Origin of the sequence: Pseudomonas sp. SIMBA_041, assembly GCF_046535095.1 — a bacterium.
In the GTDB taxonomy this organism is placed as follows: Bacteria; Pseudomonadota; Gammaproteobacteria; order Pseudomonadales; family Pseudomonadaceae; genus Aquipseudomonas; species Aquipseudomonas mucoides.
Genome location: NZ_JAWRXJ010000009.1, coordinates 135,825 through 159,175, shown reverse-complemented (window position 1 = coordinate 159,175; position 23,351 = coordinate 135,825). Strand labels below are relative to the sequence as shown.

Genomic DNA, 23,351 nt, shown 5'->3' with positions numbered 1-23,351 from the left:
GCTTTCATCGCGAGCAGGCTCACGCCTACAAAAGCACCGCATTCCCCGGTGGGCGCGAGCTTGCTCCGGGGCGGCGTTCCGACGATGGCGTCAAACCAGATGCAACGCCGTCAACAGCATGTCGATTGCCTTGATGCCCACGAACGGCACCACAATCCCGCCCAATCCATAGATCAGCAGATTGCGTCGCAGCAACGCCGCCGCACTCGCCGCTTGCACCCGCACGCCACGCAAGGCCAGTGGAATCAGCACGACGATGATCAAGGCGTTGAACACGATGGCCGAGAGAATCGCGCTCTGCGGACTGGTCAGGTGCATGACGTTCAGCACGCCCAGTTGCGGATAAATCGAGGCGAACAACGCCGGCAAAATCGCGAAGTATTTGGCCACGTCGTTGGCGATGGAAAAGGTCGTCAACGCGCCGCGGGTCACCAGCAATTCCTTGCCGATCTGCACCACGTCCAGCAGTTTGGTCGGGTCGCTGTCGAGGTCGACCATGTTGGCCGCTTCGCGCGCCGCTTGGGTGCCGTCATTCATCGCCATGCCGACGTCCGCCTGGGCCAATGCCGGGGCGTCGTTGGCGCCGTCGCCGCACATGGCAACCAGGCGACCGTCGTTTTGCTCGTGACGGATGCGCGCCAGTTTTTTCTCTGGGGTGGCTTCGGCCAGCACGTCGTCGACGCCCGCTTCGGCAGCAATCGCAGCGGCGGTCAGCGGGTTGTCGCCGGTCACCATGACCGTGCGAATCCCCAATTTGCGCAGCTCGGCGAAACGCTCGCGGATGCCAGGCTTGACCACGTCCTTGAGGTGAATCACACCGAGCAGTTTGCCGTCGGCGCAGACCAGCAACGGGGTGCCGCCGCTTTGGGCAATCTTGTCGATTTCCCTGGACAGCGGCGCGGCCAGGTCAGCGCGTTTCAGGCCGACGAAGACCAGCAACGAATCCACCGCGCCTTTGCGATACACGCGGCCCTGATAGTCGACACCGGACAGACGGGTTTCAGCGCTGAACGGAACCGCTGTCAGCAACTCGGCGGCGGGTTCTGGTTGTGGCTGAGTGCCGCGCAGGTACTCGACGATGGATTTGCCTTCAGCCGTGTCATCGGCCAGCGAGGCGAACAATGCGCCCTCGGCCAGTTCCTTGGCGGTGACGCCCGGGGCTGGATGCACCGCGGTGCAGCGACGGTTACCGAAGGTGATAGTGCCGGTCTTGTCCAGCAACAGGACGTGTACGTCCCCCGCTGCTTCCACGGCACGGCCGGACTTGGCGATCACGTTCAAGCGCACCAGACGGTCCATCCCGGCGATACCAATGGCGGACAGCAAACCGCCAATGGTGGTCGGGATCAGCGTGACCAACAACGCCACCAGGAACACCAGCGGCAAGCTGCCATTGGCAAAGTGGGCGAACGGCTGCAGGGTCACGACCACCAGCAGGAAGATCAGCGTCAGGCCGATCAACAGGATGTCGAGCGCCACTTCGTTCGGGGTTTTCTGGCGTTTGGCGCCTTCAACCAAGGCGATCATGCGGTCCAGTGTCGATTCGCCAGGGTTGGCGGTGATCTTCACCAGCAACCAGTCGGACACCAGTCGGGTGTTGCCGGTGACGGCCGAGCGATCGCCCCCGGACTCACGAATCACCGGCGCGGATTCACCGGTAATCGCCGCTTCGTTGACCGCCGCGATGCCTTCAATCACCTCGCCGTCACCGGGGATCATTTCCCCGGCTTCGACGCGTACCACATCGCCTTTTCGCAGGCTGGTGGCCGGCACCACCTGAAAGGTGCCGTTGCTGGTTTTACGACGGGCGCTCAAGCCTTCGCTGCCGGCCTTGAGGCTGTCGGCGCGGGCCTTGCCGCGACCTTCAGCCAGGGCTTCAGCGAAGTTGGCGAATAGCACGGTGAACCACAGCCACAAAGCGATTTGCGCGGCGACAAACGTCGGCACGGCGCTGTCGGGAATGAAGCACAGCACGGTGGTCAGAATGGCAGTCAGTTCGACCACCAGCATCACCGGCGCACGCTGCAATTGCCGTGGATCGAACTTGACGAAGGCTTGCACCAGCGCCGGGCGCCAGAGGGCCGAGATCGCGGTTTTCGGTTGTTCCGGCGCCTTGGCGACGGCGGTTTTGCTTACAGGCATATTCATGATGGATTCCTTAGAAGCCCATGCTCAGATGTTCAGCAATCGGACCCAGCGCCAGCGTCGGCAAGAAGGTCAAACCACCCACCAGCAAAATGGTCACGGTCAGCAGGGTCACAAACAGCGGGCCATGGGTCGGGAAGCTGTTCTGGCCGATCGGTGCGGTTTTCTTCATCGCCAGGCTGCCGGCCAATGCCAGTACCGGGAGGATGTAACCGAAGCGACCGATCAACATGCCAAGACCGAGCATCAGGTTGTGAAACGCGGTGTTGGCCCCGAAGCCGCCGAACGCCGAACCGTTGTTGGCACTGGCCGAGGTGTAGGCATAGAGCAACTGACTGAAACCGTGGGCGCCAGGGTTACTCACCGCCGCGACCGGACCGGGCAGGCTGGCGGCAATCGCGCCGAGCACCAATACGCCGACCGGCATCACCAGCAAGGTCACCACCAGCAGTTGCACTTCTCGGGCTTGCAGTTTCTTGCCGAGGTATTCCGGGGTGCGGCCGATCATCAGGCCGGCGAGGAACACCGCGATCAACACGTTGAGCAACATGCCGTAGAGCCCGGCACCGACGCCGCCGAAGATCACTTCGCCGACCATCATGTTGACCAGCGCGACCATGCCGCTCAGCGGGTTAAGGCTGTCGTGCATGCCGTTGACCGAGCCGTTGGACGCCGCCGTGGTGGTCACCGACCACAACACCGTGGCCGTGGTGCCGAAGCGCGCCTCCTTGCCTTCCAGCGGCGCGGTCTGTTCGACGGCGACGTTGTTCAGCGTTGGATTCGGTTGGTATTCAGCCCACAGCGAAGTCGCGCCGCCGATCAGGAACAGCGCCAGCATGCAGGCGATGATCGCGCGGCTCTGACGCAGGTCTTTGACGTAATGGCCGAAGGTGAACACCAGGGCGACCGGAATCAGAATGATCGAGCCGACTTCGAACAGGTTGCTCCACGCCGTCGGGTTCTCGAACGGGTGCGCCGAGTTGACGCCGAAGAAGCCCCCCCCGTTGGTGCCCAATTGCTTGATCGCTATCTGGCTGGCGGCCGGGCCGAGCGGGATCACTTGATCGACGCCTTGCATCGTCACCGCATTCACGTACTGGGCGAAGGTTTGTGGCACGCCCTGCCAGACCAGATACAGCGCCAGCAGCAGGCACAGCGGCAGCAAGCCGTAGAGGGTAGCGCGGGTCATGTCGACCCAAAAATTGCCGAGGGTCTTGGACGACTTGCGACCGATACCGCGACACAGGGCTACCAACACGGCGAGGCCGGTGGCGGCGCTGACGAAGTTCTGCACGGTGAGGCCGACCATCTGACTCAGGTAGCTCAGGGTTGCTTCGCCGCTGTAGGACTGCCAGTTGGTATTGGTCATGAAGCTGACGGCCGTATTGAACGCTTGCGTCCATTCCTGGCCCGGCAGGTTTTGCGGGTTCAGCGGCAGGTGATCCTGAAACAACAGGATCGCGAACAACAGCAAAAAGCCCGCAAGGTTAAAGGCGAGCAGGGCCAAGGTGTACTTCTGCCAGCTCTGTTCGGCCTGCGGATCAACGCCGGCCACGCGATAGCAGCCTCGCTCCACCGGCCCGAGAATCGGCGTCAGCCACGTGCGCTGACCTTCCATTACCTTGTAGTAGAAGCGCCCGAGAAACGGCGCCGGGACCAATACCACCGCGAAAAACGCGAGGATCAGCCAATAGTCATAACTGTGCATAGCCGCTCCTAGTTCCGGTCCGCGCGCAACAGCGCAACCAACAGATAAATGAACAGCCCCACTGCCAGTAGCAGTGACACTCCGTCCAGAACGCTCATGGAAGTTCTCCGTGTTACGGCGTATTGCCGCGTGTGGAGTCATTGTCGGCAGGGAGGCTGTAAAGGAACGAGATCGAGGGTGCGGGCGGGGCATAAAGAAAGCGTAAAGAGTGGGTTTATGCCTGCTTTACAGCGGTGTTTGGGCGGGCCTCATCGCGGGCAAGCCCGGCTCCCACAGGTTCAGCGGTGGCGTCGGATTCGGAGATTGACCCAAATCCCTGTGGGAGCCGAGCTTGCTCGCGATGGCGGCACAACTGACGCCCTTGCCCTCAACTGGCGCACAAAAATGCGCTCATCCAGCGGCGAACATCCCTGATACGACACCTTTTTACGCTTTACGACTGCTATCACAACACTGGCACGCCCACTGCAAACACCCTCCCCCGAGCAATCCAAACCGTTCAGGGAGCAACCGCATGAACACACAACTCAAACCCACGCTGGGCACGTTGCACTTATGGGGCATTGCCGTCGGGCTGGTGATTTCCGGTGAATATTTTGGCTGGAGCTACGGCTGGGGCGTCGCGGGTACATTGGGCTTTCTGGTGACCTCGTTCATGGTCGCGACGATGTACACCTGCTTCATCTTCAGCTTCACCGAACTGACCACGGCGATCCCCCATGCCGGCGGTCCCTTTGCCTACAGTCGCCGCGCCTTTGGCGAAAAAGGCGGATTGATCGCAGGATTGGCGACGCTGATCGAATTCGTCTTCGCGCCCCCCGCGATTGCCCTGGCGATCGGTGCTTACCTGAACGTGCAGTTTCCGGCACTCGACCCCAAACACGCGGCGGTCGGTGCCTACATCGTGTTCATGGGCCTGAACATCCTCGGGGTGAAACTTGCGGCCACGTTCGAACTGGTCGTCTGCGTACTGGCCGTGGCTGAACTGCTGGTGTTCATGGGCGTGGTTGCGCCGGCCTTCAGCTTCAGCAACTTTGCGCTGAATGGCTGGGCCGGCAGCGATGTGTTCGGTGCCCCGGCGATTGCCGGGATGTTCGCGGCGATTCCGTTCGCCATCTGGTTTTTCCTCGCCATCGAAGGCGCCGCCATGGCCGCCGAAGAAGCCAAGGACCCGAAACGCACGATTCCCAAGGCGTACATCAGCGGCATCCTGACCCTGGTGTTGCTGGCCATGGGCGTGATGTTCTTCGCCGGCGGCGTCGGCGACTGGCGCACCCTGTCAAACATCAACGATCCGCTGCCACAGGCGATGAAAACCGTGGTCGGCGAGAGTTCCGGCTGGTTGCATATGCTGGTGTGGATCGGTCTGTTCGGGCTGGTGGCGAGTTTTCACGGGATCATCCTCGGCTACTCGCGGCAGTTCTTCGCCCTGGCCCGGGCCGGCTACCTGCCAACCTCCCTGGCGAAACTGTCGCGTTTCCAGACGCCGCACCGGGCAATCATCGCTGGCGGCGTGATCGGCATCGCGGCAATTTACAGCGACGGTTTGATCAACCTCGGCGGCATGACACTGACCGCGGCGATGATCACCATGGCGGTGTTCGGTGCGATCGTGATGTACATCATGAGCATGCTCAGCCTGTTCAAACTGCGCAAAACCGAACCGAACCTTGAGCGTACGTTCCGTGCACCGTGCTATCCGCTGGTGCCGATGATCGCGCTGGTACTGGCGGTGGTCTGCCTGGTGGCGATGGCCTGGTTCAACGCCTTGATCGGGCTGATCTTCCTCGGCTTCATGGCGGCAGGTTTCGTGTACTTCCTGCTCACGGCGCAATTGCGTGCAGACGCACCGGCAGACGCGATGCTGACCGGGCTGTAAACGCTTCAGGTGCGATTGGCTTATCAGGCATAGAATGGAACCACTGCGAAAATCCATCGCTCAAAGTGGTATGCACGATCGATTGGCGACCTCCGCCAATCGCCCTGCCTCAAGGAGAGCCCTATGCCCTGGTATGCCTGGTTGATTCTGGTCGTTGCAATCGGCTCGATCGTTGGTGGCTTGATGATGTTGCGAGACACCGCCACCAAGGTCGACCTGACCGAAGAGCAACGAAAGCGCGTCGCTGAACGCAATGCGGAAATGGATGCCAAGGAAGCACAGGACCGCTAACGAAAAACCCCCTGTCATTCTCAGTGAATGACAGGGGGTTTGCTTTTATTGTTCCCAGTCGGCTTTGGCGATGTGCAAGCCGTGCATACCTTTGTACGCCGCACGCTCCGGTTGGCTCCAGCCTTCCAGCAACGACTCCTGCAACCGATAAATCTCCACGCCCAGCGGTCGACATACGGTCAGCGGATCCTGCGCATCCGGCCCCCACATGGCCAGCGACAGGTCACCACCTGGACAGGTCGAGAGCGCGCACAGCAAATCGATCTCGGCAAAGAACTCCAGGTAATCGCCCTTCTGCGCCGGACAGGCTTTCATGAAGTATAGGTCGTCGTGATTCAGACCGGTGCACTGGAAAATGTTCAGCACGTCATGCACGTCGAACTCGGTCAGGCCATAGGGCAAAACGGCGCGAGTCAGGTTGGAATGGCAGTGATGATGGAAGTCCTCACCAGTGAGCATCTTGTTCACATAAGGATCGCAGCGCGTGCCGAGTAAATCATGCAAGCGACCGCCGTGTTCGTCGATGCCATAACCCGCCAGGCTGTCGTCGGTAATCGTCACCAGCGGCCGCAAAAAAGGCAGGTTCGACCAGAGCCGGTCGTGGGTGCTGACGTGGGCGCCCTGCAATTGACGGGTGCGCGCCGCCCATAAGCGCTCCCGTGGGTCATGGGCGTTCCAGACGTTGAAATCCCCCACTTGCGGCCCGACCGGTGTGGTGACACGAAACACATGGCCTGCCGGCACGTTCCAGGCGCGGCCGGTGCGGATCGGTACTTCGAACTGCTCGATCAGCGTCCGCCCGTCCTTCGCATCCCGAATCCGTTCGTAGAAGGCTGTATCCACCTGCAACGCCGAGCCTTTGCTGACTTGATAGGCCGCCGGATAGTCTTTGTACATGGCACGAATCCTCGATCAGTGATGGGAAGAAGGGGTACATATCTGCAACAGGAGGTGTTCCGAATCATCCAGGTAAAGGCTCATGGCATCCGCAGCTGCGCGGGTATCGCCCTCGGCCAGCAAGGCATGGATCTGCCGGTCACGCGCCAGCCATGGCGCCTGAAAACGTGATTCATCGGGCGCGGTGGAGAACACCAGGCGCAATTGCGCGACGACGTTGGTGAAGAACTCATCAAACAACGGACTGCGCAGCAACCCGACAATGTGTTGATGAAAGGCCAGGCTGTGAGTGCCGACGGCACGCCAGTCCTCACGCTCTCTGGCCAGCTCGGTGGCTTCCAGGGCCTGGAGCATCCGCGCCGACTGATCGTCGCGCAGCGGCGGGCTGGCATTGATGGCTTGCAACTCGAGGGTGCGCCGGACCTTGAACAGGTCACGCACGTCCACTACGCCCAGCCTGCGCACGCTCACCCCTTTGTTGCGGACATACACGGTCAACCCTTCCTGACCCAAGCGGTGCAAGGCCTCGCGGATCGTATTGCGAGAAGCGTTATAGGCAGACACCAGATCGTTTTCCACCAACGCCATGCCGGGCACCAATCGGCCGCCAATGATGTCGGCACGCAATTCCAGTGTGATGTGGTCGGCCAGGGACTGTCCGTTGCTCATGCGCTTCGCCTTATGATTGTTCAACAATCTCTGGCTAATGAGTAATCACTATCCGTGCCAGATCACGTCGTGTTCAGGACGGAGTTGGACGCATCTGCATGCTTTATAGAAGTAGAAGTACAGTCGCCATCTTATTTTCATTGGTTAAGATGGCGCATTGTTGCGGAGATTTCAGATGCGTTACTCGCAGGACCATAAAGCCCAGACCCATCAGCGCATCATCAAGGAAGCGTCAGCGCGATTCCGCCGCGACGGTATTGGTGCGACCGGCCTGCAACCGCTGATGAAAGCCCTGGGGTTGACCCACGGCGGTTTTTACTCGCACTTCACGTCCAAGGACGAACTGGTTGAAAAGGCGTTGCAAGCGGCGGGTGATCAGTGCGACGCCGTCTGCGCCGAGTTGTTCGCCCAGGATCGCCCGCTGGAAGCGTTCATCGACACCTATTTGTCGGAATGGCACCAGACCTCGCCGCATGAAGGATGCCCGTTACCGACCATGTCCTCGGAACTCGGCTTGCGCGGGCAGCCAAGTCCGACCTCGGACGTGGTGCTGAACGCACGACTCCAACAAATAGAAAACAGCCTTGAAGGCGAAGATGCCGCTGACCAGAGCGTCTTTATCATGTCCGCCCTGGTCGGCGCATTGTTGTTATCGCGCAGTGTCGAGAGTCCGGAGCTGGCTCAGCGGATTCTTGACGTGACCCGCGCGTTTCTTAAACAACCGCAGGATTAACCCTGCCAGCGCTTGAACAACACGCTGGCATTGACCCCGCCAAACCCGAAGCCGTTGGACAACGCGTACTCGATAGCCATTGGCCGCGCCTGACCGTGGACGATGTCCACACCTTGCGCCGCAGGGTCCGGGTTATCGAAGTTCAAAGTGGCCGGCACGATCTGATCGCGAATCGCCAACAGCGTGAAGATCGCCTCAACCCCACCAGCAGCGCCGAGCAAATGCCCTATCGCCGACTTGGTCGATGTCACCGCCACCTTGTTGTCTGAACCGAACAATGACTTGATCGCCGCTAACTCGCCGAGGTCGCCCACCGGCGTCGACGTGGCATGCGCATTGAGATGTTGCACCTGTGCGGCTGAAACACCGGCCTGTGCCAATGCCAGCGACATCGCCCGACGTGCACCATTGCCATCTTCCGGGCCCGCCGTCAGATGGTAAGCATCGGCGCTGGTGCCGTAGCCGACCAACTCGGCTAACGGTTGAGCCCCGCGCGCCAAGGCGTGCTCCAGGGATTCAATCACCAGAAGGCCCGCGCCCTCGCCCATCACAAAGCCGTCGCGAGCACTGTCGAACGGCCGGGAAGCACGTTCCGGGGTTTCGTTGAAACCGCTGGACAAGGCTCGCGCCGCCGCGAACCCGGCAAGACTGACCCGATCGATCGCCGCCTCCGCGCCGCCGCACACGGCAATATCCGCTTCGCCACAACGAATCAGCCGCGCCGCATCACCAATCGCCTGAACCCCCGCCGCACACGCCGTCACCGGAGCACCCAACGGGCCTTTGAAACCGTGCTGGATCGACACATGACCCGCAGCGAGGTTGACCAGGAACGACGGAATGGTGAAGGGCGACAGTCGCCGTGGGCCACGGCTGTCGGTGGTGCGCACCGCATCGGCAATGGCGCCGAATCCGCCGATTCCTGAGCCGATGATGGTTGCGGTACGTTCCTGGGCTTGCGCGTCCAGCGCCTGCCAACCCGCCTGCTCCAACGCCTGCCGCGCGGCTTCCATGGCAAACAGAATGAAGCGGTCCATCTTCTTCTGTTCTTTGGGTGGCGTCGCCCGATCCGGGTCAAAACCCGCCTCGGCATCCTCCTCGGCAGTCGGCACCACACCGCCCACCTTTGCCGGCAAATCGGCGACCACCTCGTCCGGCAAAATCCGCAACCCGGAACGCCCGGCCAGCAGACGCTCCCAGACAACTTCTACACCGCTACCCAATGGAGACACCAGGCCCATGCCGGTGACAACTACTCGACGATCACTCATGCCGTAATTACCTCAATACGATTGAAGGTGTTTCATTTGTAACGTGCGGCGGCGGTACTTTTGGAAAGATTCGGCGCCATGACCAGGCGGGCCTTTACAAAGTCGTCCCAGTCCGAGGCGTTCGGCAACGATGGAATGGTGATCAGTTCACCTTGGTCCAAGCCGGATAACGCCGCATCAACCATTTCGCCGGCTTCCATGACCATCTCCGCCGGAATCTGGCTGGCGTCGATGCCGGAGCGTTCCCAGATTTCGGTACGCGTGACACCCGGCAAAACGGCCTGGACCTTGACCCCGGTGCCATCCAGTTCGGCATTCAGGGATTGGGTCAGGCTTAACACATAAGCTTTACTGGCGCTGTAGGTTGCATTGAAGCGCTCAGGGAACAGCGCGACCACCGATGCGATATTGATGATCGAACCCCGGCCGGCCTTGGCAAAACTGGCGGCTGCCGCCGATGCCAGGCGTGTGACCGTAGTGACATTCAGTTGAATCAGCTTTTCCAGCTGTTCCATGTCGGCATTTGCCAGCAGACCATCCGACGCGACGCCAGCGTTGTTCAGCAACAGGCTGATACTCGAATCACTGCGAATACGTTGTTCGATCTTCAGCACATCATCCTTTTGTGTCAGGTCTGCCTTCAGCACTTCTACCTGAACACCATACTCGGTGCGCAACTGGCTCGCTGCCGCCTCAAGCCGCTGCTCGTCGCGAGCGACCAGCAGCAAATCAAAACCACGCGCCGCCAACCGCTCAGCGTATATCGCACCGATACCGGAAGATGCGCCGGTAACAAGGGCCGTACCTTGGGACTGGGAGGAAGTCATGACTGTGCTCCAGGAAAAGACTTGAGGAAAGTGAGCGTCTGAACATCAGCACGCTTCAGCGGCACGCGAATGAATTATAGGCATAATATCAGCGACATATGATAGCCATAATTTTTTATCAGCCGATGAAAGGCGTCTCCCCTCCCCTATTCCCTGAATGAAAAAAGGCCGGTCAATGACCGGCCTCTGGGCTTGAGTTACAAGCTTAGTTCACCTGAAGCTTTTCGCGGTTCTTGTCCACAATCGCTTTCCCTATCCCTTTCACTTCCAGCAGTTCGTCTACAGACGAAAATGGCCCATTACTCTCACGATAAGCAACAATCGCCTTGGCTTTGGCCTCACCGATACCGGACAGCTCACGCTGCAATGTCGGTGCATCGGCTGCATTGAGATCGACTTTGCCAACCTGCATCTTAGGGGAAACTTCCAGCACCGAAGGTGCGTTGGCAGGCTCGGGTTTCACAGCTGGCGCGGCAATAGCGGCAATAGAGGCGCTGGTGAGCAGTGCAAAAACCAAAGAGTAGAAATAGCCAGTACGCATAGATGAAGCTCCATAACATCGTTTGAGAAAGCAGCTTTTCCGAAGCTGCTCTCCAAACTTAGGCGATGGTGGGAGCTTGTCAAAAATGTGTCTGTTGCAGAATGTGAAACAATCAGGGCTCAAGGCGTCGTTGTTGGTAGATCCAGTCGACGATTTCGCCATCGGGGCTGTAACCGCTGACGGTTTCGCGCAGAAGTTGGCGGACGCGCGAGTAGTCGTCCAGCTCGACAGCGGCCAGCAACTCAGTCAAACGCCCCTTCAGGATATCCCACCCGAGGTGATCTTCATTCGCGCTCATGATCATCGGGTGCTGGGTAGCCGATACGTTGTCGCCGATCAGCAACTCCTCATAGAGCTTTTCTCCTGGACGCAACCCAGTGAACTCGATGGAAATGTCACCGTGCGGATTCTTGTCTGAACGAATGCTCAAGCCGGACAAGTGAATCATCTTCTCCGCCAGTTCGACAATTTTTACCGGCTCGCCCATGTCCAGAACAAACACATCGCCGCCCTGCCCCATGGAACCCGCCTGGATGACTAATTGCGCCGCTTCGGGAATGGTCATGAAATAGCGGGTGATCTTCGGGTGGGTGACCGTTAGTGGGCCACCCGATTTGATCTGGTTGTGGAAAAGCGGGATTACGGAACCTGAAGAGCCCAACACATTGCCAAAACGAACCATCGTAAAACGGGTTTTGTTAACGCGAGAGACGTTCGCCTTGTCGCCGAACAATACGGGGGCAATCTCGCGACTGAGCGCTTGAAGTGTCAATTCGGCGAGACGCTTGGTGCTGCCCATCACATTGGTAGGACGGACCGCTTTGTCGGTAGAGATCAGTACAAAGTTGGCTACTCCCGTCTGTAACGCCGCCTGAGCTGTGTTAAGCGTCCCGATTACGTTATTAAGCACGCCCTCGGCAATATTGTGCTCGACCATCGGCACATGCTTGTAAGCGGCTGCGTGATAGACCGTGTCGACACGCCACGTTTTCATCACATCCAGGAGTTTGTCCTTATGACGGATAGATCCGAGAATCGGCAACAGCTGAACAGCTGCCGACTCCCGACAGCTACGTTGCTCAAGTTCGGACAAAATGCTGTAAAGATTGAACTCACTGTGCTCGAACAAAATAAGCGTTGTAGGCTCAAGAGCAAATATCTGCCGACACAGCTCTGACCCGATTGAGCCGCCGGCGCCTGTTACCATCACCGTTTTGCCCCGGATACAACGTTCTAGCAACTCAGGTTGTGCGGGCACCGAGTCGCGCCCGAGCAAGTCGGCTATGTCAACTTCCCGGATATCTTCGACCTTCACACGGCCGCTGGCCAAATCAGTGAAATTAGGCACGCTACGTACGTGAAGCGGAAACCTTTCCAGCACATTTAGAATTTCCCGGCGACGGGCCCGGGTGGAGGATGGCAGCGCGAGAAGGATTTCCTGGGCACCGGTAACATCGATCATCTGCTGGATGTGCTTGGGCTTGTAGACGTGCAAGCCGGATATGGAACGATCGGCAATGCTGGAGTCGTCGTCAATGAACGCGACCGGACGCATGACACGCCCCATGCGCAATGCGGCAACCAGCTGATTACCCGCGACACCGGCGCCGTAGACGGCGACCTTGGTCAAACCGTCATCACGGTTGGTGAAAGGCACGTGCTGGACAGCCGTGAACCAGTCGCCCATGAAATACTGGCGCATACACAGGCGCAGTCCGCCAATGATGACAAGGCTCAACCACCAGTAGTTAAAAATGATGGAGCGCGGGACAACCGCTTCATGATTGCTATACCAGTAGACCACCAACGCCAGGATCAGTGAGGAAAGACTGACTGCTTTGATAATGGCAACGAGCGCATCATTGCCAAAATAACGCATTACGGCCCGGTACATGCCGAATCGTATGAACAAGGGAATCGCGACAACTGGAGCGCAGACGAACAACCAGATATGAATTTTGAAGGGATTGATCATCTCATCAACCCCCAAACGCACGACGAATGCCATCCACAACGCAATCCAAACGAGAATGACGTCCGTGAACACCTGGATCAACCGCTTCTGTCGGCGCGGAAGTCCCAACAAAAACATCCTCAGCTTATCCATATAGCCATGTCCCAATGTCCCCTACTCCCTTGCCTGAACTCAATGATGTTCATTGTACGTAGGTCGCCATCGCCGTAACAGAAAAAAACTGCTTTTGCGCACGCCGCTGACCGCATTTCTTCGGCCCAACGGACAACACTTGAGCGGTACCGGGTTTTCGCTGCCTGGAAGCTTCGACAGGCACCGCAAGGACAGGTTCCCGCGCCAAGAGTCAACGTCATGAACGTAGACACCTCTGCACGAGGTTGTCGATCCTGAAGGGTAGAGTGAATCGCTCACGGCGTTTACAACATGCGAGTTTGCAACGCTGCAAAAACATTGGAAGCGCTGCATGTTTTCTAGGAAACTATGCCGCTTAACCTTGTATGGATCGAACGAAACATGAGTGAGCCCAAAGACTATTTCGTGCACTCCCACGCCTTGTGCGAATCCACCAACATAGGCAAAGGCTCTCGAATCTGGGCTTTTACACATGTGTTGCCGCAGGCGAAAATTGGCCAGGAATGCAACGTATGTGATCACGTTTTCATCGAGAACGATGTCGTCATTGGCGATCGGGTAACGATCAAATGTGGCGTGCAAATCTGGGACGGAATTTCCATCGCGGATGACGTATTCATCGGCCCTAACGCGACCTTTACCAATGATAGATTTCCAAGAAGTAAAGTCTATCCTGACAGTTTCGATAGAACCGTGATCGGCAAGGGGGCATCTCTAGGCGCCAACTGCACCATCCTCCCGGGCATCACCATTGGTGAAAATGCGATGATCGGTGCTGGTGCCGTGGTCACTCGATCGGTACCTGCCAACGTTACCGTCGTAGGCAATCCTGCAAGAATTCTTAAGTCCCACGAGTAATGCAACGCTTGGCGGCGATGCGCAGAATAATCACGCATCGCCGCCAAGGGCTTATTTCAGTGGAGGAACAGACACTGCAAGCTGCCCCTTCGCCCGCTTCTGCAACAATACCGCCACAGCGATAAAACCCAGCGCCAGGATCAAGCCGATCTGGTAAACGGTCATGGACATCCATGGCCCGTGTCGGCCGAAATAAAATTGCCACTGGTAGCTTTGAAAACTCAGCCCGGCCGTCGCGGCCATTCCTACGAAGCCCTTGATCCACAAAGACGGCGCAAACACTACAGCCGAAATCACCAGGCACCACACCCGTGTTAGCCAGGCAAAATCTGAGACGGCGAAAATAACGACTGCAACCGGCAACACACCAATCCACTGCCGAGTTTCAGACCCATAGGCCAGCAACGGCAGGAAGGCAAAGCAGATAACGATCAATGCCTTGGGGATCGAGTGTCTGCAGCCAAACGCCCAAGCCAGGCACGCAAATATCGCAAGTAATATAACCGGACCAAAACTGATGAAGTGGGCAATGATCGGTTTAAAAGGAGCTGCAAGCGACTGATAAAACAGATAATCGAGTAGCGGCGGTCCATTGAAACCACCACTCCAATCAATACAAGTCTTTATCAAAACGGCGGACACTACAAAGGACAATCCTGCCGCAAGAAGGCCACTGAAGCTAATCGAGCGCCAAGTCACTGGATCCAGTAACAACCTGACACCCAGCCAAACAATCAACAACAGCGAAACCAGCATCGCGGTGACCGACAACAATATCATGTCGAGACTGGCGGTTTTGCCGATCACACTGGCAGCATGCGAAACCACAGCAGATAGTGGCACTTTGTAAATCATGAATAACATCACAGCAGACGCCGGCAAAGCCACCACTGCAAATAACCACAGTGACAGCTTGGAGCTGACAACACCACTTTCTGGCTTCAGTGACTGTTCATGGGGGAACGTGGCCAGTATTAAAGGGATCAGAAACAGCCCAGGCATCAGCCAAGTAAAATATGCACAAAAAGCGTAAACAGCCCAACGATAAGAGCGAACCCAGCACCATAGGCAGATGCAGACCATGGCTAATGCGATGTTGTCGCTGAGGATGGGATAGAACATCGGCATGCACAAAAACACCCAACTGCAAGTCAATATCGCTACGGATATTGTGGCAACCGATTTTTTTACGTTGAGCCTTAACATCGTGTCGTGAAGTAATGCTGCGCCTACCGACAGCATGACCACGTTAAGGAAAAGCTGAATCCAGATCAGCCCAGCCTTGGATGCGCCCAGAGCGGATGCCAATATCAGAGGCAAAAATCCCGACATACGAATAGACCGGTAAGGGTCATCCACGATCGGGTTTCCCTGGCCCAGGGTTTGGATATATTGAACGTAAAGTCCACCGTCCCACCCGGCACCATCGCCAACTGGCACAAAGCCAACCACCAGATGGACCAGCAGAAGCAAACCTGCAACGGCCAATCCATTTAATATAGAAACCCTGTTCAAGTTATAACTCCAGGCAATTTAAATTTTCCGAGTAAAGATATTTTTCGATAGCAGAAAGTTAACAGGCACCATCAACACAATTGCCACAAGCAACGCTATTCGATCGTCCACGCCAAGCCGGACCACCAAGACCCATAGCACGCCACTGGTCAACAAATACTGGACGACATATACAAGCGGAAACAACAATAACGATCGCAAACCACGATGACTTTTAAAAACCACCACCCTGTTTAGGCAATACGCCAACACCACACCTAAACAGTAAGAAATCGTATAACTAATCTGATAAGAGAAAAAAACCAGCAGCAGCAGATATAGCAAATACGTGACTAGCGTGTTAAAACCACCTGATAGCAGAAACCGCCCGAACACACCTGAGCCAGCTATTAACTTATGCACCACCGCCTTCCGTACGTAACTTTACGTGCGCCAAGAACTCTTCGTAACTGGTGACATAGTCTTCGTTGTCGTAATAGTCAGAAGCCAGCACTAACAGCACCGCATCCGAAGAATACTGATATTGACTGCCCCAGGTCATGGGAGGGATATGAATCCCCATATTGGCTTTATCCAATACAAATTCTTCCTTGTTTACCCCATCGTCGGCGGTAACATGGATGGTGCCTTTCGCGGCGATGAGAAACTGATGGCAACGAAAATGGGCATGATCACCGCGCACGCCATCCTCAGGTACACCGTAAACAAGAAAATAGCGCGAAACCATGAAGGGCACAGTGCGACCAAATTCACCCACCGACAAACTACCCCGCGGATCGCTGACCTCGGGTAATTTATGCAGCGTTACACCCGCTACCGTAGTTTGTTGTACATCCAAGTCACTCATGTGTTTCTCCAAATTTATCAACTCGCATGGGGATCGCAAGTGGCCTGTTTTTTGTATTTTCGTACGTACGCCATGCGTATGACCCGACAACCCCCAAGCCCATCAGGTTCAAGCTGCCCAGCAATGTGATCATCAGCATGGTTACCGCGTAACCAGGTACCGTGATATCACCTTCGAGCTTTGCCAGAACAACAACCAGGCCGAACAACAATGCCAATATTGACCCTGCAGCGCCCACGCGTATCAACAGGCGAATTGGCAAATCAGTAAATGCAAACACGCTGTCCATCATGTAGTTTATTTTCTTGCGCAACGTCCAGGCGGACACGCCATGCTCTCGTTTTTGGCGCGTGTACTTTACCGTAGTCCGTCGAAATCCCAGCCAGAAAATTTGCGCTATGAGCGAGCTGTGCCGCTCCTCAAGCGTCAGCAACGTATCGCGAAAAGGCTTGTTGCAGGCGAACATGTCTACGCCGCCGAGCGGTATTTCAGGCACCACGTAGCGACGGTACAGTCCCCAGAAAATCTTTGAGGCCATTCGGCTGAGTAACGGATCGTCTCGTCCTTCGCGAACGCCCACGACGACGTCCACGTCCTGTGCCATCAAAAGGGCATTCATCTCGAGTATCAATTCGGGTGGCTCTTGGAGATCCGCGGCCATCACAGCAAATCGTTGGCCCGAGCCAAACTGGAAGCCGGTGCGAATTGCCATGAACGAGCCAAAATTTCGCGACAAGAGGATCAGTTGGGAACGAAAAGTTCTCTTGGGCAGATCATGCCTTAAAAGCTCGTAACAGTTATCCGGACTGCCATCTACGACAAAAACAACCTCCAGGTCGTTTTTTAAACGCTCGTTAAGTTGGTCAACTGCCGAGAGTAACTGCGGAATCGAACCTTCATTGCGATAAACGGGAATGACCAAGGTCAGCAAAACACACGCCCCTGAAAATGACGAAAGCCCTAAAAAGGGACGAGATATAAGGCCTACACTAACACTATTTTTCGAGCCGTTGAGGTGCCGATGGACAGTGTAACCGCTTGGTAAATCAACCCCACTCACGCCTGCAGTGGTCAGGGTCGACTGCAATCAGTTAGCACCGTCGAAAGCGCTGAGGATCAGCGACCCTCCAAATCCCCGGCGCGAAATTTTAATGCCAGAAGCACCAAAGGTATATACGCAACAAGCAGTCCTATCAGCCCTTCCAGCTTGCCTTCGACGACCAGCCAGGCAATCGGAAACAACCATGCAATGTTAAGCACACCTGTCACCAATGTTACCGGCAGATGCCTTTTGTATTGGCGGGCAGCAAACTGGTAGGCATGGCTGCGATGAGCTTCGTATACCTTGTCACCTCTCACCAACCGACGGATCAACGTAACGGTGGCATCGACGATGAATACTCCCAGGAGAATCAACCACCCCACGAACAGATTCGTCGATATCCATGCCGACTGCAGAGCGAGGATGCCAAGGGTAATGCCAAGAAAACCGCTACCGGCATCGCCCATAAAAATCTTCGCAGGAGGAAAATTCCAGCAAAGGAAACCTAGCACGGAACAAGCGAGCAGTAACGGCGCCACGGTGGAGATGCCGCCCTGCAACCCGTACAAGACAGCGACCCCGACGCAAACCGTCACGGCCTCAACGCTGGCGATTCCGTCGATACCGTCCATAAAGTTATAGAGATTCAGCATCCAGACAAGAAACATGGCCGCTACGACGTAACCGAGTATTCCCAATTCAATCGTTGCTCCGAAGATTGAAATGGGCGCAAGTCCGCCGATCCAGTAAAGCGCCCAAAAAGCCGCTGAAAAATGCCCCAATAGACGCCATCTGGCGGCGATATGCCCGTGATCATCCAAAAAACCGAGGATCGCTACCGCGGCACCGGCGCCGAGCAATGCCAGAGAATCGTTGAAAGACATCATCTTCAACACATTCATGACCACGACAGCTGCGATGAAGCACAGCACAATCGCCACGCCGCCGCCTCTGGGCGTGGGGATCGTGTGGGAACTGCGGGCATTAGGAACGTCGATTAAGCTACGAGCCAACGCGTACCGACGAAGAACCCACGTCAACCCGAAAGAAAATATTGCAATGACCAGCAAAAACAACCACAACATGAAGACTGCTCCCTACTCGGACTGCGCCGATTTTAAACTACGTGCATCACTGGACATTTTGTAGTCTTGAGCCGCCTTAACAAGCTCCTCGCGAGACGAAAATGGCGGCGTCCAATTCAAGCAGACTCTTGCTTTAGTCGAGTTCAATACAAATGAACCGCATAACTGCGTCATCAGCGCGCTCTTACCCAGCATCTTACTAAACGCGGACATTACTGAAACGGGAAAATAAAACAGCCGCGATTTACGCCCCATCCCCGAAGCCAGCCCCCGAATTATCTCAGGCAGCGACAGATCTTCTCCGTCCGAAACCAGGAACAACTGCCCGCGGGCACCGGGATGAACTGCACACGTCCTTAAAAAATCAGTAAGATTATTCAGCGAAATCATACTTCTCTTATTGTTGACCCCGGAAAACGGCAGCGGCACACCGAGATCGACAAGCTTTAACAATCGCTGAAAATTACCAGGTGCGTTCCCTGCATATACCAATGGCGGACGCACTATGACCAACTCCATCGTGCTTTCAATTGTTACGTAACGCTCGACGAGCCCGAGTTCAGCTTGATATTTGGATACAGCGTAATCTTTTACCGGATTGACTTCTGAAAGCTCGTCTACAGGTGTTGACCCGGTTTCGACGCCATTCACACCGATAGAACTGACAAATACAAATCGCTTGATCCCGGCCTTCGCCGCGGATGAAGCCAGCTCGAGCGTGAGTCTCTTGTTCACATCGAGCATGGCCTCCAGATTATTGGATGCTTGACCAAACTGGTGTGCACGCCCAGCCAGATGAATGACGACATCTACCCCGTCGAGCGCTTTGAGGAGAAAGCTTTCGTCATCCAACGCACCATAACAGCACTCATACTCGGCGACCCCCGAAGATGTCTGTCGCATCACTGCGCGAACTGAAAACCCACTGGCTTGGAGATCCAGACATAAAGCCCGACCTATAAATCCGCTAGCCCCAGTTACCAGTATCTTCATTTTGAGTTCACCAAATTGATAATCTCTTCGACCCAGCCAACCAAACTATATTTGCGGTAGATCTGCGGCTCAACCTGCTTGTAAGGCTTTTCAAAAAAAACGACTGGAATACTAGGCTCGGTGCGCTCAATAACGTAGATATTCTCCTCACTGTAAAAGTCATATGACTTGACGCTGGAATTGGTTGTCACCAATTTCTTGCGTGCACCTAATGTTTCCAGCGTCCGCATAGTGAGCCCGGTCTGATGAGGATGCTCAATATCAAGTATGACCTTTGACCGATTAAATACGCGCTGGACTTCCGCTTTGGAGATTGAGTCAAACTGAAAATCGCTGCGTTTGGCACTACGAAACGAAGCATTCGTAAACCGATAAAACCAGTAGACCCACTTCGCTTGCAAAAAGAGGTACCAGTATTTTTTTACGGAGACACCCAACTGCCGATCAATTTTTTGAACGATAGAAAATCGATCGGTATGAGCTGTCCCAATAAAACTTATATCAAACTCGGGAGTGACTTGTTCAGTCGCTTCAAACCCCTTGGAAAAGAAAAGAGGTCGAAAATGTACGCCAAATTCTTGAGCGTCATTTTTATCGAAAGAAAACACACTATCAAAATATTCGAGATTCTCTACCGTTTGCTGCCGATTGGAAAACGAATCCCACATATAAAGAATAAACTTTGCAGAAGAAAACTGTTGGCGCCATCCGCTGAGAGTTTCTTTAGAAAGCGTCTGGCCGTTCACTACAAAGACATAGTCAAACTCAGCGCTGATCGACGCGAGTTCTTTTTTATAATAACGATCCGCAGCGCCGATCACCCATTCACGGCGCACACGGGTAAGCGCCTTCAGAAACGGGGAATTAAACGGACGATCCAGAAGAAACGTAACCTGCGCCCCCTGTCGCTCCAGCTCCCCTTTGATTTCATTCTCATAGCCAAAGAAGACCGGAGCAACGTATAACACTTTCTTGTTTTCAAGCAGATCATTCACGACGACATCGTCCGTTCTTTAACAATTTTCGCAGGCATTCCGGCCACAATGACATCGGATGGGACACTCATCAGCAGTACCGAATTAGCACCGACAGTCACGTTGTTCCCCAACACCAGCCCTCCCAGTATTTTTGCGCCCGCGCCGATAACAACGTTATCTCCGACGACGGGCCTGTGATCGCTATCGTAGGTAAAATCCAGGTCTCTGGCGCCTAGCGTTACGCCTTGATAGATGATTGCATTGCTGCCAATGCTCACTGCACCGATCACCGTTCCTTGGGTATGGGGAAAAAACAAGCCCGGACCAATCTTGCACACGACTGCGATCTCAATGCCGAATACCGTAAAATTCAGCAATGAAAAAAAGCGAGCCAGGACTTTAAAGCCCTTGGTATTGGATTGAAAGGCAAGTCGGTAAAGCAGCACGGGGGCGAATCGTGGCGAAAACATACTCAAGAAGAACTTTATTTTTGATGCGACGGGAGGCGCATTGAACAAAGCTCTCTGTCGCTCCAAATCCGCTCGCAGTAAAGCTCTCAACCCGGCGTCGTGCTGCTCCATAGACATATTCCTTAATTCATTAACTTTCGGGCACGCAGCTCTTGATTGGCTTTTTCAAGCTGATCCTCAGGCAGAGGCTGGGAAAGCACCCACTCAGCGAATCGTTTCAAGCCTTCTTTCAAAGACACTTTCGGGTAAATACCCAGCAAATTATTAAGCCGAGTAACGTCTGCATAGTTATGCCGAATGTCCCCTACCCGGAACTGGCCAGTGACCGTTACATTAGGCTCTTTACCGAATGCCCGTGTCAGCTCCTCCGCAACCTCCTTGACAGAAGTCGCTATACCGCTACCCACGTTAACCACTGTGTTTGGCGATTTTTCGACGAGCAAACCGGCCAGCAACGCATCAGTAACATCGTCAACGTGGACAAAGTCGCGACTTTCCAACCCGTCCTCGAAGAGTGGCAGGACGCTATCGCGGCGGATCTTCGTCGAAAAAATGGACAAAATACCGGTGTAGGGGTTATTCAGCGACTGACGCTCGCCATACACGTTCTGCAAACGGAATATCGTGTAATCAATGCCCATTGACTGACAGCCAATACGAACAAGATCTTCCTGAGCATATTTAGTCGCCGCATAAAACGAAGACGGCGCAATCAGATCTGACTCCGACGTAGGCACCAACTGAAGCGGGGCACCCGTCGAAGGGCACAATGGCTCCCACTTTGATTGGCTCAAAGCCTCTGCCGAACGCGCTAGAGGTGAGACTCGCTGGTTGGTAACGGGGTTGATATAGGCACCTTCACCGTAAACCGATCGGCTCGACGACAAAACAATTCGCGTGACTTGATGGCTAGGCAATTTACCCAGCACGTCAAACATCAGCGCAGTGCCTTGCGAATTCACCTCATTATAACGGGCGATCTCATACATCGATTGGCCAGTGCCGGTCTCGGCGGCGAGATGGACGATACCATCGACACCGTCCAGCGCCTTTATCCAGTCTTCTCTGGACGTGACGCTTCCACGGATGAATTCGACACCGTCATGACTGAGCCAATCGAGATCAGCGGGGACCTGGCCATGCACCTGAACGGTCAAAGGATCAAGAATCCTGACAGCGTGATTGGTGCTCAGCAACTTTGGAACAAGGTGCGAACCTATGAATCCTGCGCCGCCGGTGATGAGAATTTTTTTCATGATGGTACCTTTAGAAATCGACAGTGAAACAGTTTCCTACGCTCGCATCCCACCTACGGATTGTATTATGCGCCTTGCGCCGCTTCCTTTGTTTGATGGATGAGCCGCAGATTTGCAAAAACATAAAGCGAAAAACAGATGAACAACTGAAACAGGGTGGGGAGTAAAAAAAACATGTCATAGAATATTGAAAAAACCAGAATCTGGAAAGCAACCGAATAGGCAAAAATCCCCCAAGGCTTGCCCTTCAGCGAGGCATTATAAATGCAGCAACACACTAACTGAATAATGGCAACGAAGATGAAACCACCCATCGCCCCCACATCCGATACGAAGCCAGCATAAATAGTTGAAGTATTCAAATTTCTATCAACGAAGGTAAAAAGATCGTTTCTGGCATCCAACCCAAAAAAATCCCTCACGATCGAAGGCAGCATGTTGGACATCGAGTACGAAAACGACCAGGCCGGCGTAACGATATCGATATTATGAAAAAAGTTACTTAACCCCGCAGTTAAATAAACATAAAACCAAAGAAAACCGCTAGGTAGAGCATCGAATACTGCTGCCGACCTACCAGAAACCAGATAGGAAAATGGATTGGATGTTTGTCGCATATCCCCAAGATAGCCAAACACGACAACCACAGAGAGAGCCACCAGAACCAGGCTTAATATCTTTTTATAAGACACCTTGGTCAGCAAAAGGGAGACGCACACTATCTGGATCAATCCACTTAGCAGAATCCCGCGCCCTAACATGAGTACAGGCCAAAACAGTAACAGCGCAACAAACAATGCCAGCGATTTTGACTTGGTTCTTATTGACAGATAAGTCGCCATAGACAGTACTTGCAAGTAGCAAGCGTTCATCACACCATGGAGCGACGGCACGCCAAACTCTGTATACAACTTATCGATACCGACAAGCCGCCAATAAAGTGGCACACCACCCGAATAATAAATTTCAAAAAGGGTTCCTACAACCCAAAGAGCAAACAAAACACGAAAAAAACGACTGACCACTCGTGTATAGAATTCGGCCCTTTCGAGACTTACCGACTCAGTACTTTTTCGGTTCTTCAACAACACATACAGTAAAAAAATACTTACCATATTCATCAATATAACCATCAGCCCTACTACTGATGGGGCGACCAAATTGCTGGTCAACCCCAAAAAATACAGCAGCAAGACCAAAGACCACATGGATATATAAACAAATGCGGGATTTAGCATAA

Annotated in this window: 23 protein-coding genes; 4 read left to right on the top strand and 19 right to left on the bottom strand. The window is 54.9% G+C overall.

Features of this window, described 5'->3' with window-relative positions; all coding sequences use genetic code 11:
• Window positions 1–90 precede the first annotated feature (90 nt).
• From kdpB to kdpF, 3 genes are read right to left on the bottom strand one after another with little or no spacing between them, the layout of a single operon-like run.
• Complete coding sequence (gene kdpB, locus SB725_RS22175; RefSeq protein ID WP_410922585.1) at window positions 91–2,148, bottom strand: potassium-transporting ATPase subunit KdpB; 2,058 nt, start codon at window positions 2,146–2,148, stop codon at window positions 91–93.
• A 10-nt stretch (window positions 2,149–2,158) separates the two neighbouring features.
• Window positions 2,159–3,853, bottom strand: coding sequence for a potassium-transporting ATPase subunit KdpA (gene kdpA / locus SB725_RS22170; RefSeq protein WP_027925685.1), 1,695 nt, complete (start codon window positions 3,851–3,853; stop codon window positions 2,159–2,161).
• 8 nt (window positions 3,854–3,861) lie between these two features.
• Window positions 3,862–3,951, bottom strand: a complete 90-nt coding sequence (gene kdpF / locus SB725_RS22165) for a K(+)-transporting ATPase subunit F (RefSeq protein ID WP_007899818.1) — start codon at window positions 3,949–3,951, stop codon at window positions 3,862–3,864.
• 416 nt (window positions 3,952–4,367) lie between these two features.
• Between kdpF and eat the strand changes: the two genes are divergently transcribed.
• Window positions 4,368–5,732 (top strand): ethanolamine permease, encoded by a 1,365-nt coding sequence (gene eat, locus SB725_RS22160; protein ID WP_027925684.1) that lies wholly within the window; start codon window positions 4,368–4,370, stop codon window positions 5,730–5,732.
• A 123-nt stretch (window positions 5,733–5,855) separates the two neighbouring features.
• Window positions 5,856–6,023, top strand: coding sequence for a DUF2897 family protein (locus tag SB725_RS22155; protein WP_081744012.1), 168 nt, complete (start codon window positions 5,856–5,858; stop codon window positions 6,021–6,023).
• Window positions 6,024–6,068: 45 nt separating this feature from the next.
• Here SB725_RS22155 and SB725_RS22150 read toward each other — a convergent pair whose 3' ends face one another.
• On the bottom strand, window positions 6,069–6,920 hold the full coding sequence (locus SB725_RS22150) for an urea carboxylase-associated family protein (RefSeq protein WP_027925683.1): 852 nt from the start codon (window positions 6,918–6,920) through the stop codon (window positions 6,069–6,071).
• Window positions 6,921–6,935: 15 nt separating this feature from the next.
• Window positions 6,936–7,589 carry a GntR family transcriptional regulator gene (locus SB725_RS22145; RefSeq protein ID WP_027925682.1) on the bottom strand — a complete coding sequence of 218 codons (654 nt, stop codon included), beginning with the start codon at window positions 7,587–7,589 and terminating at the stop codon, window positions 6,936–6,938.
• Between the two features lie 175 nt (window positions 7,590–7,764).
• On the opposite strand from SB725_RS22145, the gene SB725_RS22140 reads away from it, so the two are divergent.
• Window positions 7,765–8,322, top strand: coding sequence for a TetR/AcrR family transcriptional regulator (locus tag SB725_RS22140; protein ID WP_027925681.1), 558 nt, complete (start codon window positions 7,765–7,767; stop codon window positions 8,320–8,322).
• Here the strand turns inward: SB725_RS22140 and fabF are convergent.
• The 4 genes from fabF to SB725_RS22120 all read right to left on the bottom strand — a co-directional run bounded on the left by fabF (window position 8,319) and on the right by SB725_RS22120 (window position 13,068).
• Window positions 8,319–9,593, bottom strand: coding sequence for a beta-ketoacyl-ACP synthase II (gene fabF, locus SB725_RS22135; protein ID WP_059182390.1), 1,275 nt, complete (start codon window positions 9,591–9,593; stop codon window positions 8,319–8,321). The genes SB725_RS22140 and fabF overlap by 4 nt on opposite strands.
• 32 nt (window positions 9,594–9,625) lie before the next feature.
• The gene (locus SB725_RS22130) at window positions 9,626–10,420 is read right to left on the bottom strand and encodes an SDR family NAD(P)-dependent oxidoreductase (RefSeq protein ID WP_410922584.1); all 795 of its coding nucleotides are present in this window, start codon (window positions 10,418–10,420) and stop codon (window positions 9,626–9,628) included.
• A 205-nt stretch (window positions 10,421–10,625) separates the two neighbouring features.
• Window positions 10,626–10,961 carry a ComEA family DNA-binding protein gene (locus SB725_RS22125; protein ID WP_059182388.1) on the bottom strand — a complete coding sequence of 112 codons (336 nt, stop codon included), beginning with the start codon at window positions 10,959–10,961 and terminating at the stop codon, window positions 10,626–10,628.
• Between the two features lie 112 nt (window positions 10,962–11,073).
• Complete coding sequence (locus SB725_RS22120) at window positions 11,074–13,068, bottom strand: polysaccharide biosynthesis protein (protein WP_059182387.1); 1,995 nt, start codon at window positions 13,066–13,068, stop codon at window positions 11,074–11,076.
• A 381-nt stretch (window positions 13,069–13,449) separates the two neighbouring features.
• Between SB725_RS22120 and SB725_RS22115 the strand changes: the two genes are divergently transcribed.
• Entirely contained in the window at window positions 13,450–13,926 is a 477-nt protein-coding gene (locus tag SB725_RS22115; RefSeq protein WP_059182386.1) for an acyltransferase, read from the top strand.
• A gap of 51 nt (window positions 13,927–13,977) precedes the next feature.
• On the opposite strand, the gene SB725_RS22110 is transcribed toward SB725_RS22115, so the two are convergent.
• The 10 genes from SB725_RS22110 to SB725_RS22065 all read right to left on the bottom strand — a co-directional run bounded on the left by SB725_RS22110 (window position 13,978) and on the right by SB725_RS22065 (window position 23,349).
• Window positions 13,978–15,441 carry a hypothetical protein gene (locus tag SB725_RS22110; RefSeq protein WP_194940707.1) on the bottom strand — a complete coding sequence of 488 codons (1,464 nt, stop codon included), beginning with the start codon at window positions 15,439–15,441 and terminating at the stop codon, window positions 13,978–13,980.
• An 18-nt stretch (window positions 15,442–15,459) separates the two neighbouring features.
• A complete protein-coding gene (locus tag SB725_RS22105; RefSeq protein ID WP_324188407.1) occupies window positions 15,460–15,816 on the bottom strand; it encodes a GtrA family protein in 357 nt (118 codons plus the stop codon).
• A gap of 19 nt (window positions 15,817–15,835) precedes the next feature.
• A complete protein-coding gene (locus tag SB725_RS22100; protein ID WP_194940705.1) occupies window positions 15,836–16,288 on the bottom strand; it encodes a sugar 3,4-ketoisomerase in 453 nt (150 codons plus the stop codon).
• Complete coding sequence (locus SB725_RS22095) at window positions 16,281–17,219, bottom strand: glycosyltransferase family 2 protein (RefSeq protein ID WP_194940736.1); 939 nt, start codon at window positions 17,217–17,219, stop codon at window positions 16,281–16,283. Before SB725_RS22095 ends, SB725_RS22100 begins: the two co-directional genes overlap by 8 nt.
• A gap of 185 nt (window positions 17,220–17,404) precedes the next feature.
• The gene (locus tag SB725_RS22090; protein ID WP_059182382.1) at window positions 17,405–18,415 is read right to left on the bottom strand and encodes an MraY family glycosyltransferase; all 1,011 of its coding nucleotides are present in this window, start codon (window positions 18,413–18,415) and stop codon (window positions 17,405–17,407) included.
• Window positions 18,416–18,427: 12 nt separating this feature from the next.
• Window positions 18,428–19,408, bottom strand: a complete 981-nt coding sequence (locus SB725_RS22085; RefSeq protein ID WP_194940703.1) for an NAD-dependent epimerase/dehydratase family protein — start codon at window positions 19,406–19,408, stop codon at window positions 18,428–18,430.
• Window positions 19,405–20,403: a hypothetical protein gene (locus tag SB725_RS22080; RefSeq protein WP_194940702.1), complete on the bottom strand. Its 999-nt coding sequence runs from the start codon at window positions 20,401–20,403 to the stop codon at window positions 19,405–19,407. Before SB725_RS22080 ends, SB725_RS22085 begins: the two co-directional genes overlap by 4 nt.
• Window positions 20,400–20,966 (bottom strand): serine O-acetyltransferase, encoded by a 567-nt coding sequence (locus tag SB725_RS22075; protein ID WP_410922583.1) that lies wholly within the window; start codon window positions 20,964–20,966, stop codon window positions 20,400–20,402. The genes SB725_RS22080 and SB725_RS22075 overlap by 4 nt, the downstream gene beginning before the upstream one ends.
• Window positions 20,967–20,977: 11 nt before the next feature.
• Window positions 20,978–22,111, bottom strand: coding sequence for an NAD-dependent epimerase/dehydratase family protein (locus SB725_RS22070; RefSeq protein WP_194940700.1), 1,134 nt, complete (start codon window positions 22,109–22,111; stop codon window positions 20,978–20,980).
• A gap of 65 nt (window positions 22,112–22,176) precedes the next feature.
• Complete coding sequence (locus tag SB725_RS22065) at window positions 22,177–23,349, bottom strand: O-antigen polymerase (RefSeq protein WP_194940699.1); 1,173 nt, start codon at window positions 23,347–23,349, stop codon at window positions 22,177–22,179.
• Window positions 23,350–23,351: the final 2 nt, after the last annotated feature.

What these genes read in the sequence shown, in the direction of transcription:
- fabF (WP_059182390.1), bottom strand. Translation starts at nt 9,593, where the DNA reads ATGAGTGATCGTCGAGTAGTTGTCACCGGCATGGGCCTGGTGTCTCCA.
- SB725_RS22145 (WP_027925682.1), bottom strand. Translation starts at nt 7,589, where the DNA reads ATGAGCAACGGACAGTCCCTGGCCGACCACATCACACTGGAATTGCGT.
- SB725_RS22120 (WP_059182387.1), bottom strand. Translation starts at nt 13,068, where the DNA reads ATGGATAAGCTGAGGATGTTTTTGTTGGGACTTCCGCGCCGACAGAAG.
- eat (WP_027925684.1), top strand. Translation starts at nt 4,368, where the DNA reads ATGAACACACAACTCAAACCCACGCTGGGCACGTTGCACTTATGGGGC.
- SB725_RS22070 (WP_194940700.1), bottom strand. Translation starts at nt 22,111, where the DNA reads ATGAAAAAAATTCTCATCACCGGCGGCGCAGGATTCATAGGTTCGCAC.
- SB725_RS22155 (WP_081744012.1), top strand. Translation starts at nt 5,856, where the DNA reads ATGCCCTGGTATGCCTGGTTGATTCTGGTCGTTGCAATCGGCTCGATC.
- SB725_RS22085 (WP_194940703.1), bottom strand. Translation starts at nt 19,408, where the DNA reads ATGAAGATACTGGTAACTGGGGCTAGCGGATTTATAGGTCGGGCTTTA.
- SB725_RS22090 (WP_059182382.1), bottom strand. Translation starts at nt 18,415, where the DNA reads ATGTTGTGGTTGTTTTTGCTGGTCATTGCAATATTTTCTTTCGGGTTG.
- SB725_RS22150 (WP_027925683.1), bottom strand. Translation starts at nt 6,920, where the DNA reads ATGTACAAAGACTATCCGGCGGCCTATCAAGTCAGCAAAGGCTCGGCG.
- SB725_RS22100 (WP_194940705.1), bottom strand. Translation starts at nt 16,288, where the DNA reads ATGAGTGACTTGGATGTACAACAAACTACGGTAGCGGGTGTAACGCTG.
- SB725_RS22065 (WP_194940699.1), bottom strand. Translation starts at nt 23,349, where the DNA reads ATGCTAAATCCCGCATTTGTTTATATATCCATGTGGTCTTTGGTCTTG.
- SB725_RS22140 (WP_027925681.1), top strand. Translation starts at nt 7,765, where the DNA reads ATGCGTTACTCGCAGGACCATAAAGCCCAGACCCATCAGCGCATCATC.
- kdpF (WP_007899818.1), bottom strand. Translation starts at nt 3,951, where the DNA reads ATGAGCGTTCTGGACGGAGTGTCACTGCTACTGGCAGTGGGGCTGTTC.
- SB725_RS22075 (WP_410922583.1), bottom strand. Translation starts at nt 20,966, where the DNA reads ATGGAGCAGCACGACGCCGGGTTGAGAGCTTTACTGCGAGCGGATTTG.
- kdpA (WP_027925685.1), bottom strand. Translation starts at nt 3,853, where the DNA reads ATGCACAGTTATGACTATTGGCTGATCCTCGCGTTTTTCGCGGTGGTA.
- SB725_RS22115 (WP_059182386.1), top strand. Translation starts at nt 13,450, where the DNA reads ATGAGTGAGCCCAAAGACTATTTCGTGCACTCCCACGCCTTGTGCGAA.
- SB725_RS22125 (WP_059182388.1), bottom strand. Translation starts at nt 10,961, where the DNA reads ATGCGTACTGGCTATTTCTACTCTTTGGTTTTTGCACTGCTCACCAGC.
- SB725_RS22130 (WP_410922584.1), bottom strand. Translation starts at nt 10,420, where the DNA reads ATGACTTCCTCCCAGTCCCAAGGTACGGCCCTTGTTACCGGCGCATCT.
- kdpB (WP_410922585.1), bottom strand. Translation starts at nt 2,148, where the DNA reads ATGAATATGCCTGTAAGCAAAACCGCCGTCGCCAAGGCGCCGGAACAA.